Annotated in this window: 9 protein-coding genes; 7 read left to right on the forward strand and 2 right to left on the reverse strand. The window is 71.4% G+C overall.

Features of this window, described 5'->3' with window-relative positions:
- Positions 1-127: 127 nt before the first annotated feature.
- A complete protein-coding gene (locus ACZ4FV_RS50240; RefSeq protein ID WP_395872997.1) occupies positions 128-1,108 on the reverse strand; it encodes an NAD(P)/FAD-dependent oxidoreductase in 981 nt (326 codons plus the stop codon).
- A 200-nt stretch (positions 1,109-1,308) separates the two neighbouring features.
- On the opposite strand from ACZ4FV_RS50240, the gene ACZ4FV_RS50245 reads away from it, so the two are divergent.
- From ACZ4FV_RS50245 to ACZ4FV_RS50260, 4 genes are all read left to right on the forward strand, one after another.
- Positions 1,309-1,599, forward strand: a complete 291-nt coding sequence (locus ACZ4FV_RS50245) for a hypothetical protein (protein ID WP_465328055.1) — start codon at positions 1,309-1,311, stop codon at positions 1,597-1,599.
- A gap of 46 nt (positions 1,600-1,645) precedes the next feature.
- A complete protein-coding gene (locus ACZ4FV_RS50250; protein ID WP_395872999.1) occupies positions 1,646-2,266 on the forward strand; it encodes a hypothetical protein in 621 nt (206 codons plus the stop codon).
- A 310-nt stretch (positions 2,267-2,576) separates the two neighbouring features.
- Positions 2,577-4,370, forward strand: coding sequence for a glycosyl hydrolase family 18 protein (locus ACZ4FV_RS50255; RefSeq protein WP_402230282.1), 1,794 nt, complete (start codon positions 2,577-2,579; stop codon positions 4,368-4,370).
- A 224-nt stretch (positions 4,371-4,594) separates the two neighbouring features.
- Positions 4,595-5,224: a group III truncated hemoglobin gene (locus ACZ4FV_RS50260; protein ID WP_402229792.1), complete on the forward strand. Its 630-nt coding sequence runs from the start codon at positions 4,595-4,597 to the stop codon at positions 5,222-5,224.
- Positions 5,225-5,381: 157 nt separating this feature from the next.
- Here the strand turns inward: ACZ4FV_RS50260 and ACZ4FV_RS50265 are convergent, their stop codons facing one another.
- Positions 5,382-6,233 carry a PAC2 family protein gene (locus tag ACZ4FV_RS50265; RefSeq protein ID WP_395873002.1) on the reverse strand — a complete coding sequence of 284 codons (852 nt, stop codon included), beginning with the start codon at positions 6,231-6,233 and terminating at the stop codon, positions 5,382-5,384.
- Between the two features lie 336 nt (positions 6,234-6,569).
- Between ACZ4FV_RS50265 and metH the strand changes: the two genes are divergently transcribed.
- The 3 genes from metH (at position 6,570) to ACZ4FV_RS50280 (ending at position 11,765) form a co-directional block, all read left to right on the forward strand.
- Positions 6,570-10,046 (forward strand): methionine synthase, encoded by a 3,477-nt coding sequence (gene metH / locus ACZ4FV_RS50270; protein WP_395873003.1) that lies wholly within the window; start codon positions 6,570-6,572, stop codon positions 10,044-10,046.
- Between the two features lie 37 nt (positions 10,047-10,083).
- Complete coding sequence (locus ACZ4FV_RS50275; protein ID WP_395873004.1) at positions 10,084-10,932, forward strand: putative RNA methyltransferase; 849 nt, start codon at positions 10,084-10,086, stop codon at positions 10,930-10,932.
- Between the two features lie 128 nt (positions 10,933-11,060).
- Positions 11,061-11,765 carry an HAD family hydrolase gene (locus ACZ4FV_RS50280; RefSeq protein ID WP_395873005.1) on the forward strand — a complete coding sequence of 235 codons (705 nt, stop codon included), beginning with the start codon at positions 11,061-11,063 and terminating at the stop codon, positions 11,763-11,765.
- The last annotated feature ends 223 nt before the right edge of the window (positions 11,766-11,988 follow it).

Here is an 11,988-nt window from a genome sequence, read left to right on the forward strand (position 1 = left end):
CCGACCCCCCTCTCTCCTTCTCCCTTCCTCCCCCCCACCCCCCCCCCCCCCCCCCCCCCCCCCCCCCCCCCCCCCCCCCCCCCCCCCCCCCCCCCCCCCCCCCCCCCGGCACCGTGACCGGGCCCGACTAGGGAACATCGGAGGAATGCCCGGGGAAGACATGCGCGGAGGGGTCGACCACGGTCATCGCGTTGTTGACCGCGGTGGCCGCCTCGCCGAACCCGGTGGCGATCAGCTTGACCTTGCCGTCGTAGTCGACGATGTCGCCGGCCGCGAACACCCGCGTCAGGTTGGTGCGCATCGCCTGGTTCACCACGATGTGCCGCTTGCGCTGCTCCAGGCCCCAGTGCGTCATCGGGCCCAGGTCCGCGACGAAGCCGAGCGCGGCCACCACCGCCTGGACCGGGAGCGTGCGCACCGCGCCGTCGGCCTTGGCGACCACGTCCGCGCCGCTGACCTGTCCGTCGCCGTGCAGCACGGTGACCTCGGCGGAGGTGATCACCTCGGTGGTGGAGGCCAGCACGCGCCGCACGGTGTGCTCGTGCGCGCGGAACTTGTCCCGCCGGTGTACCAGCGTGATCGACTTGGCGATCGGCTCCAGACTGGTCGCCCAGTCGAACGCCGAGTCGCCGCCGCCCACGATCAGCACGTCCAGCCCGGCCAGATCGGCCAGGCGCGGCACGAAGTAGCGCACCCCCTCGCCGGTGAAGGCGTCGGCGGCGGGCAGCGGGCGGGGGCTGAACGTGCCGATCCCGCCGCTGATCAGCACCACCTTGGCGCGCACCACCAGGCCGCTCGCGCAGGTGACGGTGACCCCCTCGTCGTCCTGCGCCAGCTCCTCGGCACGGTGCCCCAGCAGGTAGCTCGGCTCGAACGGCGCGGCCTGTTCGACCAGCGCGTCCACCAGGTCCTGGCCCTTGATCGCCGGGAAGCCGGCGACGTCGTAGATCATCTTCTCCGGGTACATCGCGGAGATCTGCCCACCGGGTTCGGGCAGTGAGTCCAACAGCGCGGTGCGCAGGCCCCGGAACCCCGCGTAGTAGGCGGCGTACAGGCCGGTGGGGCCCGCGCCGATGACGAGCAGATCGGTGTCGACGGTCGAGGACACGCGCGCTCCTTCCCGAGCAGGGTTGCCCGGACCCTAGCCGAACGGCACACGGGCTTCCTCGAGTTCGTGCCCCGCGTCACACGAACGGAAGCACCCACGAAGTACGAGCTCGCCCAACCACGGGCAAATGTCCGTACGCGACCGTATGGAAAGGATGGAACTTGTTCTCATCCGGCCCGCCGATCGTTAGGGTCCGGTTCATGCAGATCTCCTGTGCGCCGCCCTCGGCCGGCGCCCCGGCGCCCGGCGCCCTCGCCGAGCGCCTCGGCCACGTCCGGGGCCGGGGTACCGGCTCGCCCGACCGGTGCGGCGACGCGCGGACGAGCCCCGGGCGGGTCGGTCGGCTCACCCTCGCCGGCGGCGCCGAACAGGTGTGCGGCAAACTGGCGTCGCCCGCGGACGCGAGCGGCACCGAGATCCCGACCCGGCTCCTCGGTCCCGCCCCGGTGCGCGAGCCCACCGCGCCCGCCGCGGCCGCCGCACCGCCCTGATCCACCTCGACTCCGTTCCGATCCCGCACGACCGCGAGGACGCACCATGACCCTGTTCCCCGGCAGGGACACCGACGTCACCACCGCCGTCGCCGCTCTGCTGGCGAAGTGCAGACTGTCGATACCCCGCAACTGGATACTCACGGCGCTCGACTACGCGTGGCACGACGAACGCCCCGTCGTGGTCGTGCGCCATCAACCGGCCACCCACCCGCACCCGGGCGGCCCGCACGCCAGCGTGGTGGTGGACCGCGCCGACGGCACCCTGCTGGGCTGGACCCGGCTGGACGGCCCGCGCCAGGGTCCGCTGCCCGGCACCGAGGAGGCGCACGCCGCCGCCGAGGCGTTCTGGCACCACGTGGATCCGCTGCACGCCGAGGGGCTGACCGTGCAGTGGGTCGCCCAGCACGACGAGACCATCGGCACGCCCGCCGGCCGGGCCACCTCGGTGAGCGGAATGAGGGTCAACGCGCGTCACATCAACGGGCTCTACACCTGGGCGGTGCTCGCCGGGGACCTGTCCGTGCTCACCTACGAGCGGGACGTGCAGTGGGACGAGCGGGCGGCCCGGAGGCGCACCCAGATGTGGCTGCACGACCGGTGGCGCGCGGCCGTGGATGGCACCGCGCCCGCGCCCGGCGCGCCGTACGCCCCGGCCCGGCGCTGAAGACGGACGGGCGGGCGCCTCGGAAAATTTTGGCAAGTTCGACGAACTCCCAGATCACGCGGGCCCCTCGGGGCCCGCGTGTGGCATTTGCGGTGCTGGGCAAGGCAGTTGGTCCAGACCATTTTGGTACAGACCATTGACCCGTGGTCCAGACCTTTCCTACTCTCACTGGACCTGCGGTGGGGCCGTAGTCGAATCGTTTCCCCACCGGGAGGTGCCACGTCCCCGTATGTCTGGCCCCACTCGAGGAGCACCCTTGAGCACAGGAACCAAACGACGCACGACCTTGTCCCGGCGCACCCTTGTCGCCATGATCAGCGCCCTGCTGCTTCCCCTGGCAGCGATGGTCGGCCTCGCGTCCCCCGCACAGGCCGCCGGTACCACCGCCACGTTCGTCAAGACCTCCGACTGGGGCTCCGGCTTCGGTGGAAGCTGGACCATCAAGAACACCGGCACGGCCGCGATCACCTCGTGGACCCTGGAATGGGACTTCCCCGCCGGCACCGCCGTCGGCTCCTCCTGGGACGCCACCGTCACGCGCACCGGCGACCACTACACCGCCAAGAACGTCGGCTGGAACGGCACCGTCGGCCCCGGCGCCTCGGTGACCTTCGGCTTCAACGGCACCGGCCCCGGCAACCCGACCGGATGCAAGATCAACGGCGGATCCTGCGACGGGGGACCCACGAACCCCGGCGACAACCCGCCCGGCGCACCCGGCACCCCGGTCGCGAGCAACGTCACCGACAACGGCGTCAAGCTGACCTGGACCGCGGCGACCGACGACCACGGCATCAAGAACTACGACGTGCTGCGCGGCGGCAGCAAGATCGCCACCGTCACCACGCCCACCTACACCGACAGCGGCCTGGCCGCGGGCACCGACTACACCTACACCGTCATCGCCCGCGACACCGTCGACCAGACCGGCCCGGCCAGTGCCGCGGTCACCGTGCACACCACCGGCGGCGGTGGCGGCCCCGGCGGCGGCAGCACCGTCAAGCTCGGCTACTTCACCAACTGGGGCATCTACGGCCGCAACTACAACGTGAAGAACATCGTCACGTCCGGCTCGGCCGCCAAGATCACCCACATCAACTACGCCTTCGGCAACGTCCAGGGCGGCAAGTGCACCATCGGCGACTCCTACGCCGACTACGACAAGGCCTTCACCGCCGACCAGAGCGTCAGCGGCGTGGCGGACACCTGGGACCAGCCGCTGCGCGGCAACTTCAACCAGCTGCGCCAGCTCAAGGCCAAGTACCCCAACATCAAGATCCTGTGGTCGTTCGGCGGCTGGACCTGGTCCGGCGGCTTCGGCCAGGCCGCGGCCAACCCCGCCGCGTTCGCCGAGTCCTGCTACAACCTGGTCGAGGACCCGCGCTGGGCCGATGTGTTCGACGGCATCGACCTGGACTGGGAATACCCCAACGCGTGCGGCCTGACCTGTGACACCAGCGGCGCGGCCTCGATCAAGACGCTGCTCTCCGCAACCCGGGCCAAGTTCGGCACGAACAACCTGGTCACTGCGGCGATCACCGCCGACGCGTCCGCCGCGGGCAAGATCGACGCGGCCGACTACGGAGGCGCCTCCGCCTCCGTGGACTGGTACAACGTGATGACGTACGACTTCTTCGGCGCCTGGGACGCCAAGGGTCCGACCGCCCCGCACTCGCCGCTGACCTCCTACACCGGCATCCCGAAGGACGGCTTCAACTCCTCCGACGCGATCGCCAAGCTCAAGACCAAGGGCGTTCCGGCGAACAAGCTCCTGCTCGGCATCGGCTTCTACGGTCGAGGCTGGACCGGGGTCACCCAGGACGCGCCCGGCGGCACCGCCACCGGCCCCGCCCAGGGCACCTACGAGCAGGGCATCGAGGACTACAAGGTGCTCAAGAGCAGCTGCCCCAGCACCGGCACCATCGCGGGCACCGCGTACGCCAAGTGCGGCAGCAACTGGTGGAGCTACGACACCCCCGCCACCGTCACCTCCAAGATGAGCTGGGCCAAGGCGCAGAACCTGCGCGGCGCGTTCTTCTGGGAGTTCAGCGGTGACACCACCAATGGCGAACTCGCGTCCGCGATCCACAGCGGCCTGGGCTAGCCCCGAGGGCGCGGCCACGAACGCGGCCGCCTTCACCGCTTCGTGACCGCAGGTCGTGGCCGGGCCCACCGGGGTGCCCGGTCACGACACCACGAACGGGCCCGCCGTCCACCGGCGCGGACGGCGGACTCGGCACAGACCGCGCGGGTGGGGTCCCAGGACCCCACCCGCACGGGCCGTTCGGCACCGGCCCCCGAGAACACCGGCGGCCTAAACTGGCGGGCATGCACGGCGACGGCACACGCGAACCGACGGACCTCACGCTCCGCGCGGCCCCGAACGGGGGAGAGCCGGACCGGTGGGAACCGCAGACGGACACGCCGCACCCGGCGCCGCACCCGCAAGCGCCGCACCCGCCGCGAGCGGACCGGGAACACCCGCACCAGGCCCACCCGGGCCCGGACACCGCCCGCGCCGACATCACCACCCGCGCCGACCTCGACGCGCTCCTGCGCCGCTTCTACGGCGCGGCCTTCGCCGACCCGGTGATCGGCGCCTACTTCACCGAGATCGCCGGCACCGACCTGGACGCGCACCTGCCCCGGATCACCGACTTCTGGGAGCGCGCGCTGCTGCGCACCGCCGAATACCGCGGCGACGCGTTCGCCGTGCACCACACGCTGCACCGCGCCGCGCCGCTGACCGCCCGGCACTTCGGCCGCTGGGTCCAGTTGTGGCGGGCCACCGTCGACGGCGACTTCGCCGGACCGCGCGCCGAACGGGCCAAGGCACAGGGCGAGCGCATCGCCCTGGCCATGCTGCGCCGACTGTCCGGCCCCGACGCCGCCGCCGAACCGGGCACCGGCGGATTCATCCCGCTCGCGACCCTGGAACTGCGCCGACGCTCGGCCTGACTACCTCGGGGACCGATCACCCGGGTCGATCACCCGGGGCCGACACCCGACCCCGACACCCTTGCTCCGAACACCGGAGCCTCGGCCATCGGAGCCCCGATCACAGGAGCTCGGTCACCCGAGCCCCGACACCGAAGCCCGATCACCCGAGCCCCGATCACCCCTCGGCCTGATCGCCCTTGCGCTTGAGGTACCGCTCGAACTCGGCCGCGATCGCGTCACCGGACGCCTCGGGCAGGTCCTCGGTGTCACGCGCCGCCTCCAGCGAGCGCACGTACTCCGCGACCTCGGTGTCCTCGGCCGCGAGCTGATCCACCCCCACCTGCCACGCCCGCGCGTCCTCGGCCAGCTCGCCCATCGGGACGGTCACGTCCAGGAAATCCTCCAGCCGACGCAACAGCGCCAGCGTCGCCTTGGGCGAGGGCGGCTGCGCGACGTAGTGCGGCACCGAGGCCCAGAACGTCAACGCCGGCATCCCCGCGTGCGCGCACGCTTCCTGGAACACGCCCACGATGCCGGTCGGCCCCTCGTACCGGGACTGCTCCAGACCCACGTTCGCGGCCACCACCGGATCCGACGTGGTGCCGTTGACCGGGACCGGCCGCGAGTGCGGCGCGTCGCCCAGCATCGCGCCCAGCACCACTACCGTCTCCACGCCCAACTCGTGCGCGAAGCCCAACAGTTCGTTGCAGAACGAGCGCCAGCGCAGATTCGGCTCGATGCCGTGCACCAGCACCAGATCGCGGCGCGGCTCGGCCAACCGGACCACCGACAGCCGGGTGGTGGGCCAGGTGATCCGCCGGGTGTCCCCGTCCAGCCATATCGTCGGGCGATTGACCTGGAAGTCGTAGTAGTCCTCGGCGTCCAAGGCCGCGAAGACCTCGCCCTTCCAGACCCGGTCGAGGTGCTCGATCGCGGCGGAAGCGGCATCGCCCGCGTCGTTCCACCCCTCGAACGCGGCCACCATGACGGGGTCGATCAGCTCGGGCAGGTCGTCGAGCTCGATCACCCAGTGCCTCCTTCCGGCCGTGGCCGGGATCCGTGCGCCGCGGGCACCCGTCCCCGAGGCCGCGAGAGCTGTACGGTCCCCACATTACGGGTTGAGGCACCCTCGGCCAGACCCGCCCGCGTCGACTTCGCCCACAGTGAAATCCGGGCGACGCCCGGCGAACGCGACGCATACGGCCCGGTGAGCGCGGGTGAGCGCCGGGTGACCAGTGGGCGACGTCACCCGCGCGTCACCGGGCCGTGCGCGGCGAGCGCATTAAGCTGGCGCTCTGGCCCGATCCGTCTCGACGGACCCGGGCAAGCCGACAGCCGTCGCACCCATCGGAGACGCATTCTCATGACAGCCACCCCGCAGCAGCTTCGCGAAGCACTCGCCACCCGCGTCGTCGTCGCCGATGGAGCGATGGGAACCATGCTCCAAGCGCAGGATCCCAGCCTGGACGACTTCCAGGGCCACGAAGGCTGCAACGAAATCCTCAACGTCACGCGCCCCGACATCGTGCGCAACGTGCACAAGGAGTACTTCGACGTCGGCGTCGACTGCGTCGAGACCAACACCTTCGGCGCCAACCTCGGCAACCTGGGCGAGTACGACATCCAGGACCGCATCTACGAGCTCGCCGAAGCCGGCGCCCGGATCGCCCGTGAAGTGGCCGACGACTACTCCACCCCCGACCGGCCGCGCTGGGTGCTCGGCTCGATCGGCCCCGGCACCAAGCTGCCCAGCCTGGGCCACGTGCCCTTCGCCACGCTGCGCGACGCCTTCGAAGTGAACGCGGCCGGCCTGATCGACGGCGGCGCGCACGCCCTGCTCATCGAGACCAGCCAGGACCTGCTCCAGACCAAGGCCTCGATCATCGGCTCGCAGCGCGCGCTGAAGAAGGCCGGCATCGACCTGCCGATCTTCGCCCAGGTCACCGTCGAGACCACCGGCGCGATGCTGATGGGCTCCGAGATCGGCGCGGCACTGACCGCCCTGGAGCCGCTGGGCATCGACTTCATCGGGCTCAACTGCGCCACCGGCCCGGTCGAGATGAGCGAACACCTGCGCCACCTGGCCAAGCACGCCGGCATCGGGGTCACCGCGATGCCCAACGCCGGCCTGCCGATCCTGACCAAGGACGGCGCGCACTACCCGCTCACCCCCGAGGAACTGGCGGACGCGCACGACACGTTCACCACCGAGTACGGCCTGGCCCTGGTCGGCGGCTGCTGCGGCACCACGCCCGCGCACCTGAAGGCCGTCGTCGAACGCGTGCACGGGCGCGAACTCGCCCCCCGCAACCCCCGGCACGAGCCCGCCGCCGCGTCGCTCTACCAGTCGGTGCCCTTCCGCCAGGACCTGTCCTACCTGTCCATCGGCGAGCGCACCAACGCCAACGGCTCCAAGGCGTTCCGCGAGGCCATGCTCGAAGGCCGCTACGACGACTGCCTCGACATCGCCCGCGACCAGACCCGCGACGGCGCGCACATGCTCGACCTGAACATCGACTACGTCGGCCGGGACGGCGTCGCCGACATGAAGGCCCTGGCCGGCCGCTTGGCCACCGCCTCCACGCTGCCGATCATGCTCGACTCCACCGAGCCCGAGGTGCTCGAAGCGGGCCTGGAACTGCTCGGCGGGCGCGCCGTGGTCAACTCGGTCAACTACGAGGACGGCGACGGCCCCACCTCGCGCTTTCGCCGGATCATGCCGCTGGTCAAGGAACACGGCGCCGCCGTGGTCGCGCTGACCATCGACGAGGAGGGCCAGGCCCGCACCGCCGAATGGAAGGTCCGAGTCGCCGAACGGCTGATCACCGCGCTCACCGGCGAGTGGGGGATCAAGGTCTCCGACATCATCATCGACGCGCTCACCTTCCCGATCGGCACCGGCCAGGAGGAGACCCGCCGCGACGGCATCGAGACCATCGAGGCGATCCGCGAGATCAAGCGCCGCCACCCCGACGTGCAGACCACCCTGGGCCTGTCCAACGTCTCCTTCGGCCTCAACCCGGCCGCGCGCATCGTGCTCAACTCGGTCTTCCTCAACGAGTGCATCGAAGCCGGCCTGGACTCGGCGATCGTGCACGCCAGCAAGATCCTGCCGATGGCGCGCATCCCCGAGGAGCAGCGCGAGGTCGCCCTCGACATGGTCTACGACCGCCGCCGCGAGGACTACGACCCCCTCCAGCGCTTCCTGGAACTGTTCGAGGGCGTCGACGCCAAGTCGGTGCGCGCCACCCGCGCCCAGGAACTGGCCGCACTGCCGCTGAACGAGCGCCTCGAGCGCCGGATCATCGACGGCGAGCGGGCCGGCCTCGAAGAGGACCTGGACGAGGCACTGCGCGAGCGCAGCGCCCTGGTGATCATCAACGACACGCTCCTGGCCGGCATGAAGGTCGTCGGTGAACTCTTCGGCTCCGGCCAGATGCAACTGCCCTTCGTGCTCCAGTCCGCCGAGGTGATGAAGTCCGCCGTCGCGCACCTGGAACCGCACATCGAAAAGGTCGAGGGCGAGGACGGCAAGGGCACCATCGTGCTGGCCACCGTCAAGGGCGACGTGCACGACATCGGCAAGAACCTCGTCGACATCATCCTGTCCAACAACGGCTACAACGTGGTCAACATCGGTATCAAGCAGCCGGTCTCGGCCATCCTGGAAGCCGCCGAGGAACACCGCGCCGACGTGATCGGGATGTCCGGCCTGCTGGTCAAGTCCACCGTGATCATGAAGGAAAACCTCCAGGAGCTGAACACCCGCGGCCTGGCCGCCGGCTACCCGGTCATCCTCGGCGGCGCCGCCCTCACCCGCGCCTACGTCGAAGAGGACCTCTACGACATCTACGCCGGCGAGGTCCGCTACGCCCGCGACGCGTTCGAGGGCCTGCGCCTGATGGACGCCCTGATGGGCGTCAAGCGCGGCGTCCCCGGCGTCGAACTGCCCGCGCTGCGCCGGCGCAAGGTGGCCGCCGCCAAGGTGATCGAGACCGAACCCGAGGAGATGCCCGCCCGCTCGGACGTGGCCGTCGACAACCCCGTGCCCACCCCGCCGTTCTGGGGCGACCGCGTGGTCAAGGGCATTCAGCTCAACGACTACGCCTCGTGGCTGGACGAGCGGGCCACCTTCATGGGCCAGTGGGGCCTCAAGCCCACCCGGGGCGGCGACGGGCCCTCCTACGAGGAACTGGTCGAGACCGAGGGCCGCCCGCGCCTGCGCTACTGGCTCGACCGCATCGTCACCGACAACCTGCTCGACGCCGGCGTGGTCTACGGCTACTTCCCGTGCGTGTCCAAGGGCGACGACCTGATCGTGCTCGACGACGCGGGCAACGAACGCACCCGGTTCACCTTCCCGCGCCAACGCCGCGACCGGCACCTGTGCCTGGCCGACTTCTTCCGCCCGGAGGACTCCGGCGAGATCGACGTGGTCGGCTTCCAGATCGCCACCATGGGCCCGCGCCTGTCCGACGCCACCGCGAAGCTGTTCGCCGAGAACGCCTACCGCGACTACCTCGAACTGCACGGCCTGTCCGTACAGCTCGCCGAGGCCCTGGCCGAGTACTGGCACGCCCGGGTGCGCGCCGAACTCGGCTTCGCGGGCGAGGACCCGAACGACCTCGACGGCATGCTCAAGCTGCACTACCGCGGCGCGCGCTTCTCGCTCGGCTACGGCGCCTGTCCCGACCTGGAGGACCGGGCCAAGATCACCGCCCTGCTGGGGCCCGAGCGGATCGGCGTCGAGCTGTCCGAGGAGTTCCAACTGCACCCGGAACAGTCCACCGACGCGATCGTGCTGCACCACCCCGAGGCGAACTACTTCAACGCCCGCTGAGACAACCCGGCCCACCCGTCACCCAAGAACGAGGCACATGCTCGGCGACGTCGTAGGAACCCTCGCCTGCCCGCACTGCGGCGCGGACCTGGCGGCGGCGGACCACACCCTGCGCTGCGCCGCCGGGCACAGCTTCGACGTCGCCAAGCAGGGCTACGTCAACCTGCTCACCGGCACCGGCTCGGTCGGCACCGCCGACACCGCCGCCATGGTCGCGGCCCGCGTCGACTTCCTCGGTGCGGGCCACTACGACCCGATCGGCGACGCGCTGGCCGCCGCGAGCGCAGGCGCCGTGCCCGGCGCCCTCGTCGACGTCGGCGCGGGCACCGGACACCACCTCGCCCACGTGCTGGACACGCTGCCCGAGCGGCACGGGCTGGCCCTGGACATCTCCAAGTACGCGCTGCGCCGGGCCGCCCGCGCACACCCGCGGATGGGCGCCGCCGTCTGCGACGCGTGGCGCCCGCTGCCGGTACGCACCGGCGCCGCGGCACGGGTGCTCAACGTGTTCGCCCCGCGCAACCCGCCCGAACTGCACCGGATCCTGGCCGCCGAGGGCACCCTGCTGGTCGCCGCGCCCACCGCGGGACACCTGGCCGAACTGGTGCCCGCGCTCGGCCTGCTCCAGGTCGACCCGGACAAACAGGAACGCATCGACGCCAAACTCGCGCCCTGGTTCACCGTGCGCGAGCGGCACACGCACACCTTCACCATGGCGCTCGACCACACCGCCATCGCCACCGTGGTGGCGATGGGCCCCAGCGCCTGGCACACCGACCCCGGCCGGCTGCGCTCCACGATCGCGGAGCTGGCGAACCCGCTCGCCGTGACCGCTTCGGTCACCGTTTCCGCATACGACCCCGTTCGGCGGTTGCCCAATCCCTGACGGGGCCGCACAATCGAGGACCCGCCGGAGCCAACCGGCGGATCGCACCCATGGAGAACCCGCGTGAGGAGATCGACCCACCCCATCCACACCACGATTTCCCGTACCGGGGGAGAGGCGGCCACACGATGACGGCAGCGCTCACGACCACGACCGGAGCACGCCCGGGCCACGGCCTCGGGGCGGTCCTGTTCGACATGGACGGCACCCTGGTCGACACCGAACGCAACTGGTTCGCCACCGAGACCGCGGTCATGGCCGACCTCGGCTTCACCCTCACCGCGCAGCACGCCGAGCACCTGCTCGGCAGCCCGATGGAGCGCGCCGTCGCCTACCTGCTCTCGGTCTCCGGCCTCGACGTCGCGCCCGCCGAACTCGAGCACCGGATCAACACCGGCATGGTCGCCGCGCTGCGCGACGGCGTGGACCTGCGCCCGGGCGCCAAACGGTTGCTCGCCGAGGTCGACGACGCCGGCGTGCCGTGCGCGCTGGTCACCGCGTCCCAGCGGGTGATCGTCGACGCGGTGCTGCCCTCGTTGGGCGCCCACCACTTCCGCTTCACCCTGGCCGGCGACGAGATCGCCCGTACCAAGCCACACCCCGATCCGTACCTGACCGCGGCCCGCCGGCTGGACGTCCAGCCGTGGTCCTGCGTGGTCGTCGAGGACTCGCCCACCGGCATCGCCTCCGGCGAGGCGGCCGGCTGCGTCGTGCTGGCGGTGCCGAGCATGACGCCGATCACGCCCGCGCCGACGCGCACCGTGGTCGACTCCCTCGAAGAGGTCGACCTGGCCTTCCTGGGCGAACTGGTCCGCTCCCGCGTCGCCCGCTGAGCCGGCCGCGCCCCCACGCGCCGCGCCCCGCACCTCGCGCGCCGACCCCGAGGCGGTCGGGAGCCGACCCCCGCCGTACACCGTCGGCACAAACAGGTGGGAGCGGGGGGGGGGGGGGGGGGGGGGGGTGTCCCCCCCCCCCCCCTCCCCCCCCCCCCCCCGGGCGGGGGGCGGGGGGAGGGTGTTTTCTCCTCCTTTCCTTTCTTTTTTTTCTCTCTCTCTC

It is taken from the genome of Embleya sp. NPDC025285 (assembly GCF_055558835.1).